The organism is Solibacillus sp. FSL R7-0668 (assembly GCF_038006205.1).
Classification (GTDB): domain Bacteria; phylum Bacillota; class Bacilli; order Bacillales_A; family Planococcaceae; genus Solibacillus.
The window spans coordinates 2,430,838-2,452,882 of sequence record NZ_JBBOUU010000001.1; the positions used below are offsets into that span (position 1 = coordinate 2,430,838).

Sequence of the window (22,045 nt, forward strand, 5' to 3'; positions counted from 1 at the left end):
CTCAACCAATACTATGCTTTTAAGCTTGTGGAACTACTATCAAATGTGACACAGTCTCGCCCATTATGTTTGGAAATATATAAGCGCTGATCGGCTATCTCAATGAAAATCAGTTCATTCTCTACGTTGTCCTCTGCTGTTAATTCCACGCCTCCAATACTTATCGTCACAATTCCTTCCTTACGTCCTAAATGTTTGAATTGCGCCTCTTTTACGAGCAAACGAATCTCCTCAGCAATTTGCCACAAAGATTCCTTTGAATAATTGGGCAAAATAATAGCAAATTCCTCACCACCATAGCGGGCAAATTTCACATTCTGTGGTAAATTCGTTTGAATGAGCTGCACAATGTTTTTCAATAGCTCATCCCCAAGGACATGACCATAATAGTCATTATATTTTTTAAATTCATCCACATCAATCAATAATAAACCAAGCTGGCTATACGTCTTCTTTGCCTTGTAGAAATATTGATTCAGTAGCTCGTTAAACGTATGGCGATTATGAATGCCTGTTAACCCATCGATTAATGCTAATTCAGAAAGACGTTTATTCGATTCAGTTAGTTGCTGTGTTCGTTGCTGTACTTTATCTTCAAGCGTTTTATTCATTTCAAGCAATTCTTCATTTAGCTTTTTCACTAAAATCAACTGCTTTGCATGACGATAACCAATAAAAAATAAAATTAATAAGACATTTCCCGCAATCGTATACAGTGACATCGGTGGTGCTGTCATATAGCCCATCCCACTTAATAAATCAATAATTAAGCCTATAAAAACAAATATAACACCTAAAAATAACGGTTTCGCCAGCTCTAAATTGTGTTTCAATGCAAGGATAATAATACCCACACTATAAACGACAAATGCCAACATTAGAAACGAAGTACGGAAAAATAATGTTTGAAAAAATACCGGCTCCGTTACAAGAGAAATAATCGCTAATGTTGCTAAAATCGATACACTACCATAAATAATAACTTTTGATACAAGCTCTTTAAACAGCAAGTAAATAAACCAAACATAGAGTAAAAACACTAAATTCGTTGTCATATACTCCATTTTCGTTGCCCATATGTACGAAATATCAAACGGTAAATCATGATAAATAAATGGCACGCTAAATACCGAGCGAATGGCTACGCCCGTACAAAAAAAACCAAATGTCAACAATAGTTGTTGCCCTTTCGCCAATAAACCAATGACAAACGATAATACCCCAACAACTAATACAACGCCTGTTACAAATGAAACAACCATCCGTTCAAGATAATAAGCCTTGCTTAATTCATCCCACTCGCCTAACTTAAAGCCTTCTGAAAAACCACCTCGAATATGTTGGAAGCTTGATAGCTGTACAGCTAACGTGATTTGATGTTCGTTAAATGTCACTGGCAGTAAAAGTGGCTTTAAATCGGTGTCATGTTCGTTCGCAGACGTCCCTACTGTTCCAACCTCAGTTAGCAATTGCCCATTCGCATATATTTTCATTGCCCCGTATATGTATGGAATTTCAAGTGCAAGATTTTTACCTACATCTTGTTTAGAAATTGTAATTTCTTTCACAAAGGTTCCGTACGTCGAAACCTCCCCAGTGATTTCCTCAAATTCCACTGGTAAATCAACTATTGTATCTGCCAGCCTACCACCAGCCTCTGTTAATAATTGTTGGTCATAAAACTGCCAATCCGTATTGATTGACTCATAATCAATCCCCTTAGTAGCAGCATGTGTTTGCATAGGTAGTAACAGCGCAAAAATACATAGCGTGATGATAAATAGATAATCTAGTATTTTCACACAGCTAGCCCCCTGAGTATCAAGTAATTTATTTGTTCTACTAGTTTATTCATTAAATTTATTTCAGTATAGCATAACCTCTCTTTGCCTGTTACAAGCATTTTATAATATTTTCCATTATATTTAATTGCATCGTTTTTTGTTATGATGGTATGAGAACATATTAGAGGTGACATCATGATTTTAAAAAATAGCAATCGTTTATTTGTCGTAATCGGGCTCATCATTTTAATCATTGCTGGCCGTTACGTCATTATGAGCCAAGAAGTAGTGGAAATACCCACTGTACAGGTCGTAACGCAAACTGAGGTCATTCCGTCCGTTGCGGGGAGCTATTGTTGGCATTCGGCTGGTGAAGGAAAATGTGTAGATACAGCAGCGCCACACGAAATGATTGAAAGTAAGCAACTTCCATACGTAACTGTTGCACCAAACGAAACAATCGAATTTCAATATAGCCAAAAACCAACGAGTATTTCGGTACAACAATGGATAGAAGATTTTAACTATGAAGAAATTTCTACAAGCGCTCGCTTTACCGCCCCAAGCGAAAAGGGAACATACATCATTTCAAGCATAGCACGCTTTAGTAATGGAGACCGCACAGATTCGATTGCCATTGAAGTAAAATAACGATAAAAAGCATCACAGCTAGGCATAAAACCTAATTGTGATGCTTTTCGCTGGTGAAAAATAATTGTGTGCCTGAATAACAAGTGATTTTTTTCCAGCTAATTGCTTATTTGTATTGCAAAACTAAATAAACTAGCACAATGACAATTACTGTTGGTACAATAAATGTCATTAAGAAACGATAAACCTTATAGAAGCCCTCACCCATTTTACTGCCTTGTAATAGCTCCTTCTTTACGACTTGCTTATCCATAATATGAATAATGAAAATCGCAATGAGTAAGTTGCCAATAGGCAAAATCACATTCGACACTACAAAGTCTGTAAAGTCAAAAATATTACGCCCAAAAATCGATACATCCCCTAACGTACTATACGTCAACGTAGAAGGAATTGCCGCGATAAATACAAGCAGCCCGATGACCACTGTAATTTTGGCACGCGAAATGTTCCACTTTTCAACAACTGCCGCTACGATAATCTCGTACAAGCTAAATGAAGAGGTTAACGTGGCAAATAAAAATAAAACAAGGAACATCGCTAAAAATAGTTCACCAAATGGCATTTGTGAAAACGCAGCCGGCAGCACCATAAAGAGTAATGGTGGCCCACTTGTCACTTCCATATCAAAGGCAAACACGACCGGGAAAATGGCTAAGCCTGCTAAAAACGACACAAAAATACTTAAGCCAACGACAGAGCCTGCTGAATTCGGCAAGCTAACATCCTTCTTCAAGTACGAGCTATATGTAACAAGACATGAAAACCCGACTGCTAATGCGAAGAACGATTGCCCTAACGCATACAAAATCGATTCCCCTGTAATGTTCGAAAAATCAGGATATAGGAAGAACTTAATCCCTTCCATCGCCCCATCTAACGTAACCGCGCGCACTACTAAAATAAAGAACATAATGAATAATAGCGGCATCATAAATTTATTCGCTTTTTCGATTCCATTTTGAACACCTAACGCAATGACAATCACATTGGCAAGCGTAAATAACGCCAGTCCCATTAATGCAATCTTCGGTGTACCCGTCACTTGCCCGAAAAATACCCCGGGATCTACAGCTGGATCAATGACATTACCGACAACCGATACGCCACTATACACAATAATCCAGCCACCTACGACACTGTAAAACGAAAGCAGTAAAAAGCAACCGATGATGCCGAGCTTACCAATCCAAGCCCATGCTTTCGTATTGGGGGCTAGTATTTTATAAGCCGTTACCGCTTCCTTTTGCGCGGCACGTCCGATAATATACTCTGATAAGAGCATTGGTAAACCAATTACTAATGTTAATACGACAAAAATTAAAAAGAATGCCCCGCCACCGCTTTGACCGGCTACATAAGGCATTTTCCAAATCGCCCCAAGCCCAATCGCTGCACCGGCAGACGCTAATACAAACCCTAACTTACTTGACCACTGTCCTTTACTCTTCTCCATCAAACTCACTCCACTCAAACTGACTAATCTCTCAAGCATTTCGCATTAAGCGATTTGCTTTCTTCTACTATGTTGACCCGCTATTGCATTATTCAGCCAGAAAGCCAATCACTAAATTCAATCGCACTCCCACGCTGTTTTACCAGGCACTTGCAATAAGGTCGCCATCATTCTATAGTACCGAAAAATGATAATTAATCAATGTAAAATTATGATAGGGAGTGAAACCAATTTGACTAAATCCGGAATTTTAAAAAACAATTTATACATACCTTTTTAACTAAGGTGATTCATCACATAACAGCTTTTTCTCCCTGAAAATCTGTCAGTTCATTGCAGTTGAACTAGCAAATATAAATAAGTTGGAAGCATCAATGAAACATTTACAAAACGTAGCTTTCGCCAGCCGTTGTTATCATTTTGTTGCTCAATGAAAATATTCACAGCCATCATCACAAAGCTCACTACATAAATTCCTCCAATATGAATAGGTGCATTACCATTCATACCGCCAGCAAAAAGTAGAAATAGTACAAAAGCAAAACCAATTGTTACAATACTTTGTGTGTAATGTGAATGCATCGGTAGCTTTCGTTTCTTATCGCCATCGACTCGCATTTTCTTATCAATATATAGATTGCCTCCAAATAATAGGAAGAAAAGCAGCCCGAACAACGCATATTGCCATGGTTCCGAACGTGTTTGCTTAATCGGTATGATGTCAGAACCTTCTTGAACTTGATAATAGTTCCCAGTAGCAGCATCTTCATAATAAACTTTATTTCCCGCTAGATATTCATATAATACAAAGTCGGAACCATCGCTATAGGTAAAACGATACGATTTAAATACTTTTGGCTTTACGGATGGTTTATCAATGGGTTGCAAGGTATCAAGTATCGTTTGCATAACCTGTAAATCCTCTTTATCCGTAGTGCGACTAACACCTAAATAATAGATCGATTTCGGGTCGCCTTTACCATCTCGCTCTAAAATAGAGGTCAAATACGCATCTGAAGAAAGATGGACAGTTTTATCATAAACAGGCATCGTTGCAACTAAAAATAGCAAAAGCAGCACCATTGAAAAAGCAACAGCTGGTACTTGCCAATGAAATGGCTTTTTATTAAGGCGTTGTTCCATTTGTTCAAAATCAGCCTGTTTTTTATCATCACTAACTTTTATAGACTGCAAATTCTCTAGCTGCTTTTCATCAAACATCGCGTACCCCTCCCAATAACTCGCGTAACGCCCTTAAGCCACGCGCGGTATCATTTTTTACTTTGACTTCCGTTGTATTTAAAATCTCCGCCGTTTCTTTCACCGAATATTGCTCGATATAGCGTAAAATCACCACTTCACGGTAATTGGTTTTAATTTGCTGCAAAGCATGATAGAGCGCTTCATTATCTGCATTTTGAATCGTGACTTCTTCTGGTAGCTTTGCGGTAGCTATTGGCTCCTTTTTCAACGTAAAAAAACTGATTAATTTTTTCCTGCGATAATGATCGTACACTAAATTACGCGCAATTTTTAATAAGTATAGACGCTCATTTGTATCATAATTTTTTTGATAATAGCGGTAAAAGGTTTCTTGCAGTAAATCATGTGCTAAATGACGGTCATTTGTTAAGTAAAGTATGTATTTAAAAATCGCATCATAGTGCGTATCAAAGACGTCTCGTCGCAAAGTATCTCCCCCTCTCAGCTGTATAGACGAATGAGTGTAAGTTTGGAATCACTTTATTTGTGAAATTATGTAAAATAAAAACCCGAACATGGATTTCATGCTCGGGCAATTGGTTACACACCCATTTTACGGCGCGTATTACTTGTTTTCTTTGTTTGTTGGCTCTTCATTTTTTTCGTTGACGTATCACCTTTTAGATTGTTTTTACCGCCACCCGCATTGTTTTTCTTGGCTTCTAATTGCTGCTTTACAAGCTCTTGTAAGCTTAACTTTTTCTTTTCTGTTTGCTCAGACATTTGGCAAACCTCCTTTTAATTACATGTTCACTAAGTATAATGCAAAATACCTCGTTTTGTAAAAGGAATTCCGCGCATTTACACAGAAAAGCCCCCTACGAATTGTAAGAGACTTCCTGTGCTTTTTCATTAAAATAATAGCCGATGCCACTTTTAGTTTTTATCCACTTTGGTGAGCTTGGCTGTTCTTCAATTTTCTCTCGCAGTCTTCGAATATGTACATCGACTGTACGCTTATCGCCTTTCGTAAAATCAAGCATTTCTATAATTTCTTCACGAGACTTGATATCCCCCGGTTGTTCTAATAAGTGCAGCAACAGCTTAAACTCACGCTTTGTTAATGGAATCTCTACTTCTCCCTTATACACCTTGAGCATGACTAAATCCACTTTAAACGGACCAATCACTAGCTCTGATACACGTTCCTGTTGCTGTTGTGCTTTTTCATAGCGTTTTAAATGGATTCTTAAACGTGTCAAGAGCTCGCGAAATCCAATTGGCTTACGAATATATTCAGTGGCCCCCATCTCAAGAGCGAGCACCGCATCTAATTCATCTGTTCTCGAACTAATCATCATAATTGGGATATCAGATTGATAACGAATTTGTCGACAGATCTCGATTCCCTCTAGATCAGGTAATGTCCAATCGACTATGATTGCATCAGGTCCATATTGTACAAGCGCCTCTAATCCAAGTTTACCAGCTCTCTCGATACGCACCTCATAACCATCTTTGATTAAATATAGCTGCAATAAGCTCCCTAAATTTTTATCCTCTTCTACAACTAATATTTTTCTCGCCATTAGGGATTCCTCGCTTCTCTAGTTTAAGTCAAATTTTCTATCTCCCTTAACAATACCTGTCCTTTTTTAATATTCTGTACGAAATGTGTAAACTTTCTGTAAATTGTGAAGGCGGATTAGAATTTTGATACAACTAAATCGATTATTTTCAGAATGTTTAATCACATAGAGAATATTAGATTTTTTTGTACCTATCATGCAAATCCACGCTCAAATCTTGCCCTATTTCAAAATAATGATAGGTTCCTATTCCAAACACTTCATCATCGTTTTAGCTTCCTAGAAAAAGATATTTACATTACTTTTACAAAGTCTTAATTTCTATCCATTGGCGTCGTTTCCGTTATTGTTTTTTATTTCCATTACGTTATACTTAATTCTAAATCTTAAGTTAAGGACGTGAGCTTTATGTTTTATGCACCATTATTTGAACAAGACGTACCAGCGATTCTTCTTCCTTAACGGTTGAAGAAACTTTCTTCCGTTAGGCTCTACTTTTCAAAAAACGGAGGAATCAAGATGAATCAGAAACTATTAGGTGCTTTATTTTTATCAATTGCTGCTAGTATTTGGGGTGGCATGTACGTTGTTGTGAAAGTAGTAGTAGAGGTTGTACCACCATTCGAATTAGTTTGGATACGTTATTTCATTGCCGCGATTACATTAGCGATTATTGGGATTTTAACAAAACAAGTATGGGCAATTGCGAAAAAGGATTGGTGGATTGTATTTCTTGTCGCATTCATCGGGAATACGATTTCCATTGTCACACAAGAAATAGGGACGATGCTTTCCAGCGCTCAAATGGGGGCCATTATCACTTCGACAACCCCTGCCTTTATGGTATTATTCGCACGCTTTATTTTAAAAGAATCGTTAACATGGAAAAAGTGCTTTTCAATTGCACTTGCCACAATTGGCGTTGGAATCATTGTAGGAAGCAGTGGCATGGATCACGCTTTGCAATTGGGCGGTTTCTATTTACTGATTGCTGCGCTTACTTGGGCATTGATGTCCGTACTGGTGAAAAAAATTCCGACACAGTATTCACAAATTGTCGTGACAACGTACACTTCAAGTATTGCGGTTCTTTTATTAACGCCCATTGTTCTTCCAAGACTCGCCCAAGTAGACTTTCAAGCAATGCTGCACCCTTCGATTGGGGGCGGTATCCTCTATTTAGGTGTCATTTCAACGGCGTGTGGCTTTTTACTCTGGAATAAAGGGTTGCAGCTGATGAATGCGGCAAGTGGTGGGCTGTTTTTCTTTTTACAGCCAATTGTCGGGACATTTTTAGGCTGGCTGCTACTTGGCGAAACACTTGGCTGGTCATTTTGGATCGGCACCATCCTCATTTTTATCGGGGTCTTTTTAGTAATGAAAGAGGATGAACTTTAGTTGATGGGGGGTGTATCAATTGGGGATTTTATCATTTTTCTTACTTGCAATTTTAACGATTACTGCCATTTCCATTGAGCATGCAGTGAAGGACATCTCCAAGCAAAACGAACAAATTATTTCGCTACTTTCCAAAGATGAAGAGAACAAAAAACGCGCGGACATATGATCCACGCGTTTTTTCGTCTATTTGATTACAAGCCACATTTTAGCTGTGCGCCACAGTTTGTACATGTGTTACAGCCGCCCATTTCTTCTACCGTCCCTTGACGACATACTGGGCATGTGTTGCCGACCTCTGAACCGATTGTTACGTCTGTGTCTGTTAATGGTTTAATTGTATCCACTAATACGACTTGACGCTTCACCTGTTCTTCAGCTTGCTTTAATTCTTCAAATTCTAATTGTTCATCATTATTTGCTTCTTCAGCTTTTAGTGTTAATACTTGTGAATCACGAGAGCCGTCTACGTATACCGTACCGCCTTTTGCGCCGCCTTTGTATAGACGCTCATACACTTGCTGTACTTGTTCGACACCGTAGCCTTTTGGTGCATTCACTGTTTTCGAAATCGATGAATCAATCCAGTTTTGGATGATGCATTGTACATCGGCATGTGCCTCTGCTGAAAGCTCCATAGATGATTTGAACCAGCTTGGTAAATTATTTTCATCCGCTTCTGGATTCGCATCTAAATATTCCTTCACGATTTCCGCTTTTACTTCAATAAACTTCCCTAAACGACCTGAACGGTAATAAGTAAAGCTGAAGTAAGGCTCAAGTCCTGTTGCAACTCCGACCATTGTACCTGTGCTCACATTTGTTACTCTCTATTGAATAGAGGACGGGATTATTAGTACCCGTTCCATATGTCGCCATATGGGTCAGACTATATCATCAACCATTATTAGAATGTCTTTTTCTGTGACATGGATATTCACACAATGTAATTAAATTTGAAAGTTCATTTGCCTTTCTCCAGTCTCCTTTAAATTCTCTAAAAGGAGTTATATGATGTACAGAAAGTTGTTGTCCATATTCTTTCTCAGCGATTCCACAATCCTGGCAAGTATAGTGATCCCTTTTTCTTGCCTTTTTTCTTTGATTACGCCAATTAGGTCCATAATAGTCAATACTACCACCATTCCAGGTTCCACTTTTTTCACCTGTAAACAATTGGTTTTCAGCATAATAAATCGCCATGCATGCTTGTGAACAAAAGTTTAATTTTCTGAGAGTAGATGGTTTTTTTCAAATTCCTTAGAGCAGTGAATACAATTTAATTTAATTTGTTTTTTATATTGTATTTTTCCACGTTCACCGTTTGCTTTTCCCAAGCAACCTTTCGAACAATATCTTGCACTGTTTTCTCTATTTTTAGGAACCGTAAATTCTTGACTACATTGCTGACAAATTACTTTGACATCTTTTCTTAAATGCTGATTGATTAGATGCCCATTACTTAATTGGTATAATTTTTTGCACTCTACATTACAAAAATTTGTTTTGTTCACTGTAGATGGCTTTCTCGATATTGGCTGCTTACAATATGAACATTTCACTGTTACTTTTTTATTCATATCCTTCCAAAATTGGGGTGGATTTTTCTGCTGATAGTCTGTTTTACACGACCTTGAACAATACTTTTTCCGATCATACTGACTTGGCTTAACATGAATTTCTTTTCCACATTGAAGACAATTCTTTTTCATTTGAATCACCTCTGTCTGTTTTAATCATTATAAAACAAGAACAAATGTTCCTCAAATAAAATGGTTGCTCGGCATGTAGTCGTTGAGGGGTCAGCCACGACTTCCCTGCGGATTGTCTGGTAGGTTTTTAAACCAACACTTTTACATTTTTACCTTAATTAGCTGGCAAGGCTAGGTAGTAAAAGATACGCCAGGGTTTCCCGCATATAGCCAAGTTTACTCTACATTTTTACAAATATAGGGGGCAACTTGTTTACCCGTAGGTGCAACGGTTAATAAGTGTGAATTGCGAATACCACTTGCAATGACGCCTTCGCGAATATGCTGTGGCATTTTTTTCATGAAGCCCGTATGAATAAAGGCATCACGTAAACGCGCTGTTTCTGCTTCTGTTTCACCTTGTAAGAATGGGAAACTGCCGCGCTCTGTAGCTAATTCAATCGATTGTTCATAAGCGGCAATGGCAATTGTTTTAAAGATTTCATCAACAAGTGCATTCCCTTCATCTGAACCGTATTCTTTTTCACAGTAAATAAGTAAATCGGCAAGACCCATAACGCCAAGACCTACACGGCGTTCGCCAAGTGCTTGCTTTTTGTTATCTTCTAAGAAATATGGCGTTGCATCGATTACATTATCCTGCATACGTACGCCGACTTTCACCGTTTCACGTAATGCATCGTAATCCACTGTTTTTGTTTCCTTGTTTGCAAACTTCGCTAAGTTTACCGCAGCCAAATTACAAACAGAATATGGTGCTAGGGGTTGTTCCAATTTTTTGTTATCCTAAAGGCTTTTTATCCTCTAGTTCTTACACTTGTTTTTCGTGCAAGTTCAGCATACATTTTCATTGCATAAGTCTTTACAATGTCGCGGTCTCGTGGATCGATTATATTCTCAAATGATGAGGTTCACGATCTATGCGTTGCCCCTGTTAGTTCCTTTACTAACTAACTTCGGTTCGGATTGGCGTCTCAGCTTTCCCGCTTCATCCCGCGATTTTTAACGTGAGGCGAACTCCACCACACGGATTCGTCGCCACGACTTGCTGACCATATGCTTTAGCATTCGTCATGTCGTTGGCGTTATCAATGAAGAAAATTCCTGGCTCGGCTGCATAAGTTGCGCAAACATTAATTAAGTTCCACAGCTCTTTCGCCTTAATTGTACGATAGGTGCGCACTGGGTAGCCTAGCTTTTCCCACTCACGAACATCGCCAATTTCATGCCACTTTTCGTTATACTCAAGCATTTGTGACGGTGTGTAATTCGCCACATCTGGGAAACGTAACGGGAATTCCTCGTCATTTTCAACGGCTTTCATGAATTCTTTCGTTAATGTTACTGAAATATTCGCACCCGTTAAGAAATCTGGGTTATGAACAGAATACGTACCACCATCACGTAGCTTTGTTTCGGCATCGCGAATAATGGATTCATTAAAACCACCGAAGCCTTCGATGTTTTTATAATTGACAATCCCTTGATACATCGCTTCTTCTTGCTGCGATAAAGGCTTGAATTTTAACTTTTCTTTCGCTAGACGAATGATGGATTCATCGCTTGTATTTTCGATTAAATAACGTAAAATACGTGGATTTTGCATTTTTGAAATAATAAATTCTACAATATCCGGATGCCAATCTGCTAGCATGATCATTTGTGCCAATTTCCTTAGGCAGAGTCGTTACTTCCGCACTCTTTATGTCACCATAAAGTTGAGACCATATCTTGCGTATCTTTTACGCCCTCGCACTTCGGAGTGACTTCACCCCTACTCTACTCACTTCCGCAAAAAGCGTGTTTTCGATGGTCGTTGAACCTTCTCCTATACGGAGCTTGGCTGCTGATTGTCTTTGTCCCACTATCATTTTTAGGCATTCACGCTGACCATTTCTAGTTACGTTGTAGCTGATAGTGCATTTATAATACTTTTTTCAACAAACTCGAAATTATTCATAATGTCATCTTCCCAAAAACGTAATAATGTCATGCTCAGTTGCTTGGCTATTTCGTTTTTCACCAAATCTTTTGCACGAATACGCTTTTGTGTGTGATACCATTTAGTCTCATCTGGGTAGAACTTTGGATTTGCATGCCAAAAGTCTCCATCACATTCGATTAATATATTTGATTCCATTAAATAAAAATCAAATTGAACTTTATTTGTAATAAATGAATATTTATAAGGAATATTTTTTTCAATTAAAAACTTCTCAAGCCTTACTTCAATTCTTGTTTTGCGATAAGCTTCTAAACCTAATTGCTTTAGAGTAGCATTTCTAATTTTTGCAATTGTTTCTTCTGAATAAATACCCGTTTTCCCACTATTCCAAGAAGGTGTATTATTTTTTCTTCTTGTAATGGCGGTTTTCGAGATGATATTTTCAAAATGCTTAATTTTATCTTCTTCATTCATTTGATTGTGCCAATTTGATGTGTTTTTCGAACGAAGTATTTTTGCACATTTCTTGCTGCAAGTCTTCGTATTTCTATTCTTTTCATCAAATTTAGTCAAACAAACTTCACAAACTAAAGGAGTTCCTTTGCCACCACAGCTTATGGTGCAAAACAAATTCGGGATACCTCTTCGTAAGCTTACTTGTTTGTCACACAACTCATAACTACAAATTAGTTGTTTTTGGTCATAAAAGAATTGAATTAAATATTCATTTAAAGTTAAACCATGTTCATTTTTTAAATGTGAGGTAAATCTACCTTGCTTATTATGATTGATTTGAAAACCACATATTTCGCATGTTTGTTGAATTTTTGCATCATAAACTTTCATACGCCACCTCTTAATCAGTGTTCCATAATCCAGTTAAAGAGTTCCCAGCAATTCACGAGGTTTATTTAAAGACGAGGCACTAACAAATTTTACCACGTCTCGACCCACCCTGTTCCACAAGATGTGTCAGCTTTGCAATATCATCCAACCAGCTAACCGAGCCACTTGATTTACCGTTGACACCGCGCGCTAATGTGTTGCGGGGACGAAGCGTAGAACCGTTCGTACCAACACCACCACCACGGCTCATAATTTCCATTACTTGCTTACGGTGATCACTAATGCCTTCACGCGAATCCGCTACAAATGGCATTACATAGCAGTTAAAGAATGTTACTTCTGTTTCAGAGCCAGCACCATAAATAACGCGCCCTGCTGGAATGAAGTTCATCGCTACGAGCTGCTCATAAAATTTTTCAAACCATTCTTGACGTTTTTCTTCTGTCGTTTCAACAGAAGCTAAGCCTGTTGCATTACGCTTTGCAATTTGCTCATAATAAATTTCGAGTGGCTTTTCAATAATATCTAAAGAACGTTCAATTATGCCTGTCGTTTGCTCATCGCCCTCTAATACATGACGATAATCTTCTTCAATACGAATAGTGGCTGTTTTTTTGTCCTGATTAATAGCCTCGATAATCCCAAGGCCACGTGCCGGGAATTTTGGATCTTGTTTCACTGTTAAGACAACAAAATCTCCTGCTTTTAAAGTTTTCTTTTCCGTATCTTTAAAAGAATAACGGTCAATCATAACAAGACGTGAAACTCCTTTATGCGTAAGGTGCATATCCGATGTAATCGGGTGCACTTGCGGAAATAGTTCAATATCTTGATTGAGTTGATTGATTGGGATGGATTGCTCTATAACACTTGCCACCACTTAAGCCCCCTTTGAACGATTTAATAATATTAAAGTTCCCAACAAAAATGAGAATCAAACACAATATCTTGTGTTTGATTCTATAGGACTACCCCATATGTTGAGATGTTTTTATATACTTTTAAAAGATTACAACAAATTTTTTTTTCAAACAAGGGCTTGATTTTTTTAAAGTTTGAGTAAATGTAAGTATATCAACGTTTCGGGACCCAAAAAATTTTTTCAAAAAACTAAAACACATGTTCGTTTTTCACTTTTTATAATTCCACTCATCTGTATCATATTTATTTTTCATTAAATGTTCAACATATTGCTGTTGTGTTTCATTCAGTTTGTATGGCACCAGCTCAATATCAAGCGCTTCTTTAAAGCCATTTGAAAACGCATCAACACAATCCGCAATCGTAAAGGGTGTATCGACAAATTGATTCATCGCAACAGCCTTTTGAGGTAATTTTTTTCGCATTCGCTCTTTCGCTTCAGCCGATTCAAAATTAAACACCGACAGCAGTAGCTCCTCGTTCAAATCAAGCAATATCGCTCCATGCTGTAAAATAACACCCTTCTGACGTGTTTGTGCACTGCCTGCAACCTTTTTGCCTTCTACGACTAATTCGTACCAGCTAGGAGCATCAAAGCAAACCGCGCTTTTTGGTTTTTTTAAATCATCAAATTGCTCCTTCGTTTCTGGCACGCTAAAATACGCCTCTAAGCCAAGCTTTTGGAATCCTAGTAAAATACCTTCACTAATCACACGGTAAGCTTCTGTCACCGTTGCAGGCATATTTGGATAGCTTTCGGATACAATGACAGAATAGGTCAACTCCTGATCATGTAAGACAGCTCGCCCACCTGTAGGACGACGCACAAAGCCCAAGTTTTGTTCCTTTACGCTTTGTAAATTAATATCTTTATGTACCTGTTGGAAATAACCAATGGACAAGGTGGCAGGATTCCATTCATAGAAACGAATAACAGGAGGAATTTCGCCCACACTATGCCAATCTAACAACGCTTCATCTAATGCCATATTATATGCTGGGTGACACGGACCCGAATTGATAAAATACCATTGTTTTTTCAAAATTTCCTCGCCTCCAATTGTTCATTTTAACAAACTAGCTCGACTATCTCTAGTTCTTCTCTTATAATAGAAAGTACAGAAAGAAAGGGGCAATAACGCTGTGACAATTTTATACACCATTCTCGCAATCCTCGTTGTGATCGTTGCATATATCGTGATCAACTCGATGCGCTTAAAAAAAGCCGTAACAAATTTAACACAAGAACAGTTTATCGAAGGCTACCGTAAAGCACAATTAATTGACTTACGTGAACCAAAAGAATTCGAGGCAGGCCATATTTTAGGTGCTCGTAACATTCCGATGACGCAATTCAACACGCGCCATAAAGAAATCCGTCCAGACTTACCAGTATACCTTTACTGCCAAAACTCTGGCCGTAGTGCACGTGCAGCTTTAACATTAAAGAAAAAAGGCTACAGCCAAATTTACCAATTACAAGGCGGCTTCAAAACTTGGACAGGTAAAGTGAAATCTAAAAACTAACCTAACAAAGCTCTCTAGCAATTTAGAGAGCTTTTTTCGCGTTTCAAAATGAGTTTCTTCTATTATATAGTAAATATGTTAGAAGTCTTACCTCTGAATGTAAAAAAGAGCCAGTAGATATACTATCTGGCTCTTATATTAAATCAATTACGCCTCAGCGTAATTGCGTCCAGATTTTTTTCAAGCGCGCTTGAAAAACTCCTCTAAAAAATCTGTGACATCCGCCGGGGCATAATTTGATTCAGCTGAGGTTTGAATCATTACTGAATATAAATCGTATTGATAGCATTCATCCCCCACTTATAGTAGTAGGGGACTTTTGCTGAAGCAAATTATACTTCCTGTGCTACCGCTTCAGGCTTTGTGTAACGTAAAACTGGTGTACGTGCAGCACGTGTCTCATCTAAACGGTTAACAACAGTTGTATGAGGCGCTTCTTGTACGATTGCAGGGTTCTCAATTGTTTCCTGCGCAATTTGAATCATGGCATCACAGAATGCATCTAATGTTTCTTTTGATTCTGTTTCAGTTGGCTCGATCATAATCCCCTCTTCCACATTTAATGGGAAGTAAACTGTTGGTGGATGGTAGCCAAAGTCTAACAGACGTTTTGCGATATCCAGTGTACGTACGCCAAGTTTCTTTTGACGACGACCAGATAAAACGAATTCATGTTTACAATGACGGTTATATGGTAAATCAAAATGCTCCTCTAAACGACGCATCATATAGTTGGCATTTAATACCGCATATTCTGTTACTGCTTTTAAGCCGTCTGGACCCATTGAACGAATGTATGTGTAAGCACGAACATTGATTCCAAAGTTTCCATAGTAAGGCTTCACGCGTCCGATTGATTGTGGACGGTTGTAATCAAAGTGGAATGAACCATCTTCTTTTTTCACTAATACTGGCTTTGGTAGGAATGGAATTAAATCCGCCTTTACCCCTACAGGACCAGAACCAGGACCACCGCCACCATGTGGACCAGTGAATGTTTTGTGTAAGTTTAAGTGTACGCAGTCAAAGCCCATGTCGCCAGGACGTGCCTTAGACATTACCGCATTTAAGTTTGCGCCATCATAGTACACTTTACCGCCAACACTGTGTACGATTTCAGCCATTTCGATAATGTTTTCTTCAAATAAACCAAGTGTATTCGGATTTGTTAACATAAGTGCTGCTGTATCTTCACCAACAACGCGACGTAAATCATCTAAGTCAACTAAGCCGTCTTCACCAGATTTGATTGTAATTGTTTCAAAGCCTGCAACAGAAGCAGAGGCTGGGTTTGTACCATGAGCTGAGTCCGGTACGATGACTTTGTTACGGTGGCCTTCACCATTTGCTTCGTGGAATGCACGAATCATCATTAGTGCTGTCCACTCACCATGCGCACCTGCTGCAGGTTGTAATGTTACTTCATCCATACCTGTAATTTCTTCTAATGAAGTTTGTAAATCATATAATAATTCCATTGCCCCTTGAGCTGTTGACTCGTCTTGTAATGGGTGGAGGTTCGCGAAGCCAGAATAACGTGCAACCGCTTCGTTAATTTTTGGATTGTATTTCATCGTACAAGAACCTAATGGGTAGAAGCCTGAGTCTACACCGTGGTTACGACGTGAAAGTGCTGTGTAGTGACGCATAATATCTAATTCAGATACTTCTGGTAATTCCGCTACTTCCGTACGCACTAATTCTGCTGGTAATAGTTCTGTTAGGTCGAAATCAGGTACATCTAACGCTTCTAAATTATAGCCAACGCGACCTGGTTTTGTAATTTCAAAAATAAGTGATTGGTTTTCGTTAAGCATTGTAAGCCCCCATCTCCGCAACTAGTGCATCAATTTCTTCTTTCGTACGAATCTCTGTAACAGCGATTAACGCATGGTTTGCTAATTCTGGGTAAACGCGTCCTAAATCGAAACCACCGATAATGCCCTTTTCAATTAACTTTTTATTGATATCTGTAACGCTTGCAGTTGTTTTCACAACGATTTCGTTAAAATGTGCACCTTGATAAACGACTTCAAAGCCAGCCGCTTCAAATGCATTTTTCGCATAGCGTGTTTTCACGATGTTTTGCTTCGCCATTTCCTGTACACCTTGTTTACCAAGTGCTGTCATTGCCACAGAAGCTGCTAATGCCAGTAATGCTTGGTTCGAACAGATGTTAGAAGTCGCTTTGTCACGACGGATATGCTGCTCACGTGCTTGCAATGTTAATACATAACCACGACGGCCATCTTGGTCAACTGTCTCACCAACTAAACGTCCTGGCACTTTACGCATTAATTTGTTTGTCACGGCGAAGAAACCACAGTGGGGACCACCGAATGCTTCAGCAATACCAAAGACTTGTGCATCACCAACTGTAATGTCTGCACCTAATTTACCTGGAGGTGTTAATATCCCAAGTGCTAATGGGTTAGAAGAAACGATGAATAACCCTTTGGCATCATGCGTAATATCCGCTAATGGCTGTAAGTTCTCCACTTGACCAAAGAAGTTTGGATATTGAACGATAACACCAGCCGTTTGATCATCAACTAAGCCCTTTAATGCTTCGATATCTGTTACACCGTCTTTTGTTGGGATTGTAATGATTTCGATTGATTGACCATAGGCATAAGTCGCCACAACGTCTTTATATTCAGGGTGTACGGCACCAGAAACTAATAATTTTTTTCGACGTGTATGACCTGCCGCTAGCATACCTGCTTCTGCTAAAGCTGTACCGCCATCATACATAGAAGAGTTCGCTAAATCCATCCCTGTTAATTCAGCAATCATTGTTTGGAATTCAAAAATCGCTTGTAATTCCCCTTGAGAAATTTCAGGTTGGTATGGTGTGTAGGCTGTATAGAATTCTGAACGTGAAATGACATGGTCTACGATAATTGGTTTGTAGTGGTTGTATACCCCCGCACCAAGGAATGATACATTTGTCGCTGTATCTTTGTTTTTGGCTGCTAATTGTGCTAGCTCTTTCATTAAAGCAGCTTCCGATTTCGCTGCTTTAATATTGTATTGCCCTTTAAAACGTACTTTTTCTGGAATGTCTGCGAAAAGCTCATCGATTGTCGCAACACCAATCGTTGCTAACATTTCTTGCTGATCAAGTTCTGTCATTGGTAAATAACGATGTTTCATTACATAACCCTCTTTTCAAAAGTTTAATTTGGTGGATTGGAGCATATACATTTTCGTTAAAATCCACCTAAGAAAATAGACGATTCCGCGCTATTTTAGCACGAAATGGTATTTATGAACGTTTATAAAATGGCTTTTTCACAATTTGCGCTTTTGCAAGTTTTCCACGAATTTCAACTTCTATTTCATTTCCGACTTCTGCAAATTTTGCGTCAATTAAAGCTAAACCGATATTGCGTTTTGTCATAGGTGATTGTGTACCCGTTGTCACGATACCGATTTCTACACCGTCTTTAAAGACTTTATAGTCATGACGTGGAATCCCTTTATCAATCATTTCGATCCCTACTGACTTACGTGGCAACCCTTGTTCCTTTAAATCGATTAATGCTTGCTGACCGATAAATTGTGGATCTTTCGTTAATTTCACTGCAAAGCCGATACCTGCTTCAAGTGGTGTAATATCTTTTGATAATTCTTGACCATAAAGTGGTAAGCAAGATTCAAAGCGTAATGTATCACGAGCACCTAAGCCTGCTGCTACAACACCCTTATCTTTACCAGCATCTAATATTTTGTTCCACAGATCTGTGATAGCTGCCGGTGTACCGTAAATTTCAAAGCCGTCTTCCCCAGTATAACCAGAGCGAGATACAAGCACGGCATGGCCGCCAACTAGAACGTTCTCTTGGAAATGGAAATACTTAATCGTTGTTAAATCAGTATCCGTTAACGTTTGTAAAACCTCTTCAGCTAAAGGACCTTGCAATGCAATTTGAGCATAGTCATCAGATGCATTTGTTACGGTAACGTCACCTTCAACATGTTGTTGCAACCATTCGAAGTCTTTTTCAGTATTCGCTGCGTTGACGCAAAGTAAATAGCGATTGTCTGCTAAACGGTATGTTAATAAATCATCGACAACGCCACCGTTTTCATAGCAAAGCGCACTATATTGCGCACCACCAATTGCAATTTTTGAAATATCATTTGATAGCATTTTTTGTAAATAGTTTAGCGCATCTGGTCCTTCTACAAAAATTTCACCCATATGCGATACATCAAAAAGCCCTGCGCGATTTCGAACGGCATCATGTTCTTCTTTAATTGATGAAAATTGAACAGGTAATGCCCAGCCACCAAAATCAATTGTTTTACCACCATATTTTGCATATTCATCGAAAAGCGGTGTTCTTTTTAACTCATTTGTCATGTTCAAGTCCTCCTTATTGTTATGTATTTTTGCTAGGTTCATTCATTTTAAACCTCATGGAAAAACACTTTTGGTGCCAAAATAATGTTTTTCCTGTGGCTCGTAACATTCGCTATTTTATACCACAAAAAAAAGACAGACGAACCCCTTAGATAAGAGATTCTCTGTCCTTGCACCTGAAAGTTACACCGATTGTTGAATTCTGTTCACACAATTGGCTTTCCCCTTTGGTGGCTGCATTGTACTAATACAGCGCTCTCCAGAGTTGCGTCCAATACGAGTCTTTTTGCCTGAGAGATTCATAGCCCTTGCTATTTGCTCCTTCGGCGACGTGACTTCACGTTCTCTCCCCGTATCATCATCCGCGTTCACTATAATTCAATTATACATTAAGATTACTCTCAGCAATATCCTAACATTGAACACTATATAAACGCAATCTTTTTTTAAATTAAGTTAAAAGACGAACATTTTTTTAATAAAATTAATTTTCATTCGCCTTTCAGACGATTTACTTGGAACGCGATATACTCAACAACTTGGCGTAATGTACGACCCGCAGTTAAAACTTGAATATGGCCTGCCTCACGATAGTATTTCCGTCTGTTATTATACAGTTCCTCTAATTCTTGCTCAGTAGATTTTTGAACAATCGGACGATTTTTATCATGACGGATTCGCATATAAATATCTTCAAATTTTGCATCCAAAAAAAATACTAAACCTGAGCGACGCATAATTTTGCGGTTTACTTCATTGACCGCCACGCCACCACCAGTCGCAATAATGCATGCTTCATCACGAAAATTTCGTAAAAACTCTGTTTCAATTTCGCGGAATCGTGCTTCACCATATTTTTCAAATAGCTCAGGAATCGACATCCCCTGCTGTCGCACGATTTCATGATCCATATCATAATACGGCATTTTTAAGTAATAACTTAAACGTCTACCTATGGCACTCTTTCCGCAACCCATAAATCCTACTAAATATATTTTTCGCATGCCATTCACCTTCTTCTAATTACGACTACTCCATCTAATTTTACTCACTATTTAATATATTTATCGTAGCACGAACGTAAATAGATTCCAATGAATTATATATCTGAATTTGATTAGAAAATGTATTTGTATAGAATAAAGCAGCTCCTGTAACAATAAATAGCAAAAAAACGGCTAAAAGAAACAAAAAACCTCGTTCATTCACGAGGTAACGGACGAACAATAACCCTTTCTCGTAATTTCCCATCTTCTGTCACAACTTTCATAATAATCTCATTTCCGACTTGTTGATATTGGAAGCTTTGCACATTAGGAAGCATAATTTCATTCCCCCCTTTATTAGAACGTTTACGTACATGATTATGGGGCTGTTCAATAAAAAATGCGCGATTCTCTGGATCATTCGCTGCCTCAAACATTAATATTTTTGGCGACACCATTTCACCCGATAATGAATTTTCATTATATTGGTGCACATCATAAACAAAAAGTTCCCAATTCACATCTTGCTTGATATGATGAATATTTTGAAGTTCACGTAGCCAAATAATAATTAATAGACTAATCGAAGCAAATATTAGGAGCACAGCTAAATGAAACAAGCTTTCTAGTAACGTGAAGCCACGCTCATTTTTGATTTTAGAAATTAAATACATCTCTCCTTTATCACTCCATTTAGCTCATAGGTTACACAAATTTGCCCTTCGCTATAAATCCATGTATACAATGTTTCATTTATTTGCTGCTCACCTGAAATTTCCTCATAGCGCTTGTATTTTAAAGCAGCATTGAAGGCTACCTCTGCCGCATATGCCTGCTTTTGCTGAACGATAATCCTTTGCTCCATATTAAAGGTCAGCGGGATTATTGTGCCCGTTAGAAAGAACAAGATGACTACCGCTAGCAGCGTATCCACAAGAGTTAAGCCGGTCTGATTTTTCAATAACATCTTTCAATATATGCCTCCCTTTGCCCATATTAATTGTGAAGCGATATGCATAATCATTAAAATGATACATAATGGAACCACTACTACGAATATTTCCATTATTATTAAAAATGATTTTTGAATTTGTTGTTGATAAAAAAATCTCAATGCCCTCTGGTAATACTTGATCATAAAGGATTTCCTGACGATTCGAAAAGTTTCTGACCTTTATTTCACGGCAATTAAATACGCTAAATTCGTAATTTGATTTGGTCTCAATAGCCTTTACCTGCGCTAAGCGAATTAGCAGTTCCGTTTGGTCAATAAATTGCTCGTTTGTATAGTTCGTTAATTTTTCGGTTGTGAAAATCACGACCGTGGAACAAATAACGGTAAAAATTGCTAAAACAACTAGCATTTCGATTAATGTGAAGCCCCTCTCGTTTATTAAGTGATTCTTCATTGGTCTGTTTGCGACTTCGGTTTCGATTCCTGTTTTTCTGAAACAAATGCAATATGGTCACCGAAGCTGATTTCTGTATTATCAGGGCATTTAGGTGCTTCTTCTGTAATATAGTCCTTATCAAATAACTCCTGAAAGCCAGTCGGATACTTCCCTTCATTAATTCGATAGGCTTCAATTTGACCATTAAGCATTAACACATAGGAGTCACAGCCCTTCTTATCAATCGACGCAAAATGCTTGGACACA

At 38.3% G+C, this 22,045-nt stretch carries 23 protein-coding genes, 3 pseudogenes and 2 riboswitches; of the genes and pseudogenes, 4 read left to right on the forward strand and 22 right to left on the reverse strand.

Annotated features, from left to right (window positions below; translation table 11 throughout):
- Positions 1–11: 11 nt before the first annotated feature.
- Positions 12–1,802, reverse strand: coding sequence for a sensor domain-containing diguanylate cyclase (locus tag MKX47_RS12045; RefSeq protein ID WP_340774438.1), 1,791 nt, complete (start codon positions 1,800–1,802; stop codon positions 12–14).
- A 177-nt stretch (positions 1,803–1,979) separates the two neighbouring features.
- Here MKX47_RS12045 and MKX47_RS12050 point away from each other — a divergent pair, with 177 nt between their 5' ends.
- A complete protein-coding gene (locus MKX47_RS12050; protein ID WP_340774441.1) occupies positions 1,980–2,435 on the forward strand; it encodes a cAMP-binding protein in 456 nt (151 codons plus the stop codon).
- Positions 2,436–2,541: 106 nt separating this feature from the next.
- Here the strand turns inward: MKX47_RS12050 and MKX47_RS12055 are convergent, their stop codons facing one another.
- From MKX47_RS12055 to MKX47_RS12075, 5 genes are all read right to left on the reverse strand, one after another.
- Positions 2,542–3,891, reverse strand: a complete 1,350-nt coding sequence (locus tag MKX47_RS12055; RefSeq protein ID WP_340774444.1) for a sodium-dependent transporter — start codon at positions 3,889–3,891, stop codon at positions 2,542–2,544.
- A gap of 330 nt (positions 3,892–4,221) precedes the next feature.
- Positions 4,222–5,112: a hypothetical protein gene (locus MKX47_RS12060; RefSeq protein WP_340774445.1), complete on the reverse strand. Its 891-nt coding sequence runs from the start codon at positions 5,110–5,112 to the stop codon at positions 4,222–4,224.
- On the reverse strand, positions 5,105–5,581 hold the full coding sequence (locus tag MKX47_RS12065; RefSeq protein WP_340774448.1) for an RNA polymerase sigma factor: 477 nt from the start codon (positions 5,579–5,581) through the stop codon (positions 5,105–5,107). Before MKX47_RS12065 ends, MKX47_RS12060 begins: the two co-directional genes overlap by 8 nt.
- A gap of 113 nt (positions 5,582–5,694) precedes the next feature.
- On the reverse strand, positions 5,695–5,877 hold the full coding sequence (locus MKX47_RS12070) for a hypothetical protein (RefSeq protein ID WP_340774450.1): 183 nt from the start codon (positions 5,875–5,877) through the stop codon (positions 5,695–5,697).
- 95 nt (positions 5,878–5,972) lie between these two features.
- Complete coding sequence (locus MKX47_RS12075) at positions 5,973–6,683, reverse strand: response regulator transcription factor (protein WP_340774452.1); 711 nt, start codon at positions 6,681–6,683, stop codon at positions 5,973–5,975.
- A gap of 519 nt (positions 6,684–7,202) precedes the next feature.
- Between MKX47_RS12075 and MKX47_RS12080 the strand changes: the two genes are divergently transcribed.
- Together MKX47_RS12080 and MKX47_RS12085 are read left to right on the forward strand one after the other, a co-directional pair.
- The gene (locus tag MKX47_RS12080; protein WP_340774454.1) at positions 7,203–8,081 is read left to right on the forward strand and encodes a DMT family transporter; all 879 of its coding nucleotides are present in this window, start codon (positions 7,203–7,205) and stop codon (positions 8,079–8,081) included.
- Positions 8,082–8,100: 19 nt separating this feature from the next.
- Entirely contained in the window at positions 8,101–8,250 is a 150-nt protein-coding gene (locus MKX47_RS12085; RefSeq protein ID WP_340774456.1) for a hypothetical protein, read from the forward strand.
- Between the two features lie 25 nt (positions 8,251–8,275).
- On the opposite strand, the gene MKX47_RS12090 is transcribed toward MKX47_RS12085, so the two are convergent.
- From MKX47_RS12090 to MKX47_RS12125, 8 genes and pseudogenes are all read right to left on the reverse strand, one after another.
- Positions 8,276–8,899 carry a response regulator SirA gene (locus tag MKX47_RS12090; protein WP_340774460.1) on the reverse strand — a complete coding sequence of 208 codons (624 nt, stop codon included), beginning with the start codon at positions 8,897–8,899 and terminating at the stop codon, positions 8,276–8,278.
- 79 nt (positions 8,900–8,978) lie between these two features.
- Positions 8,979–9,284, reverse strand: a complete 306-nt coding sequence (locus MKX47_RS12095) for an HNH endonuclease (RefSeq protein ID WP_340774462.1) — start codon at positions 9,282–9,284, stop codon at positions 8,979–8,981.
- Between the two features lie 20 nt (positions 9,285–9,304).
- Positions 9,305–9,793 carry a hypothetical protein gene (locus MKX47_RS12100; RefSeq protein WP_340774464.1) on the reverse strand — a complete coding sequence of 163 codons (489 nt, stop codon included), beginning with the start codon at positions 9,791–9,793 and terminating at the stop codon, positions 9,305–9,307.
- Positions 9,794–10,009: 216 nt separating this feature from the next.
- Positions 10,010–10,564: pseudogene (locus tag MKX47_RS12105) on the reverse strand (vitamin B12-dependent ribonucleotide reductase); the annotation flags it as partial.
- A gap of 250 nt (positions 10,565–10,814) precedes the next feature.
- Positions 10,815–11,468, reverse strand: a pseudogene (locus MKX47_RS12110) (vitamin B12-dependent ribonucleotide reductase); the annotation flags it as partial.
- Between the two features lie 225 nt (positions 11,469–11,693).
- Positions 11,694–12,584 (reverse strand): hypothetical protein, encoded by an 891-nt coding sequence (locus MKX47_RS12115; protein WP_340774465.1) that lies wholly within the window; start codon positions 12,582–12,584, stop codon positions 11,694–11,696.
- A 91-nt stretch (positions 12,585–12,675) separates the two neighbouring features.
- A pseudogene (locus tag MKX47_RS12120) lies at positions 12,676–13,461 on the reverse strand (ribonucleotide reductase N-terminal alpha domain-containing protein); the annotation flags it as partial.
- A gap of 253 nt (positions 13,462–13,714) precedes the next feature.
- Entirely contained in the window at positions 13,715–14,494 is a 780-nt protein-coding gene (locus MKX47_RS12125) for a lipoate--protein ligase family protein (RefSeq protein ID WP_340777807.1), read from the reverse strand.
- Positions 14,495–14,648: 154 nt separating this feature from the next.
- Here MKX47_RS12125 and MKX47_RS12130 point away from each other — a divergent pair, with 154 nt between their 5' ends.
- The gene (locus MKX47_RS12130; RefSeq protein WP_340774467.1) at positions 14,649–15,032 is read left to right on the forward strand and encodes a rhodanese-like domain-containing protein; all 384 of its coding nucleotides are present in this window, start codon (positions 14,649–14,651) and stop codon (positions 15,030–15,032) included.
- A 332-nt stretch (positions 15,033–15,364) separates the two neighbouring features.
- Here MKX47_RS12130 and gcvPB read toward each other — a convergent pair whose 3' ends face one another.
- The 8 genes from gcvPB to MKX47_RS12170 form a co-directional block, all read right to left on the reverse strand.
- Positions 15,365–16,849 carry an aminomethyl-transferring glycine dehydrogenase subunit GcvPB gene (gene gcvPB, locus MKX47_RS12135; RefSeq protein WP_340774469.1) on the reverse strand — a complete coding sequence of 495 codons (1,485 nt, stop codon included), beginning with the start codon at positions 16,847–16,849 and terminating at the stop codon, positions 15,365–15,367.
- Complete coding sequence (gene gcvPA, locus MKX47_RS12140) at positions 16,842–18,188, reverse strand: aminomethyl-transferring glycine dehydrogenase subunit GcvPA (RefSeq protein ID WP_340774471.1); 1,347 nt, start codon at positions 18,186–18,188, stop codon at positions 16,842–16,844. Before gcvPA ends, gcvPB begins: the two co-directional genes overlap by 8 nt.
- 112 nt (positions 18,189–18,300) lie before the next feature.
- Positions 18,301–19,401, reverse strand: coding sequence for a glycine cleavage system aminomethyltransferase GcvT (gene gcvT, locus MKX47_RS12145; protein ID WP_340774473.1), 1,101 nt, complete (start codon positions 19,399–19,401; stop codon positions 18,301–18,303).
- Between the two features lie 162 nt (positions 19,402–19,563).
- Positions 19,564–19,666, reverse strand: a riboswitch (glycine riboswitch).
- Between the two features lie 3 nt (positions 19,667–19,669).
- A riboswitch (glycine riboswitch) is annotated at positions 19,670–19,763 on the reverse strand.
- Positions 19,764–19,892: 129 nt separating this feature from the next.
- Complete coding sequence (locus MKX47_RS12150) at positions 19,893–20,405, reverse strand: shikimate kinase (RefSeq protein WP_340774475.1); 513 nt, start codon at positions 20,403–20,405, stop codon at positions 19,893–19,895.
- Positions 20,406–20,602: 197 nt separating this feature from the next.
- Complete coding sequence (comGF, locus tag MKX47_RS12155; protein WP_340774477.1) at positions 20,603–21,061, reverse strand: competence type IV pilus minor pilin ComGF; 459 nt, start codon at positions 21,059–21,061, stop codon at positions 20,603–20,605.
- Positions 21,052–21,252 (reverse strand): hypothetical protein, encoded by a 201-nt coding sequence (locus MKX47_RS12160; protein WP_340774481.1) that lies wholly within the window; start codon positions 21,250–21,252, stop codon positions 21,052–21,054. The genes comGF and MKX47_RS12160 overlap by 10 nt, the downstream gene beginning before the upstream one ends.
- Position 21,253: 1 nt before the next feature.
- Positions 21,254–21,796 carry a competence type IV pilus minor pilin ComGD gene (gene comGD, locus MKX47_RS12165; RefSeq protein WP_340774483.1) on the reverse strand — a complete coding sequence of 181 codons (543 nt, stop codon included), beginning with the start codon at positions 21,794–21,796 and terminating at the stop codon, positions 21,254–21,256.
- Complete coding sequence (locus MKX47_RS12170; protein WP_340774485.1) at positions 21,793–22,044, reverse strand: competence type IV pilus major pilin ComGC; 252 nt, start codon at positions 22,042–22,044, stop codon at positions 21,793–21,795. The genes comGD and MKX47_RS12170 overlap by 4 nt, the downstream gene beginning before the upstream one ends.
- Position 22,045: the final 1 nt, after the last annotated feature.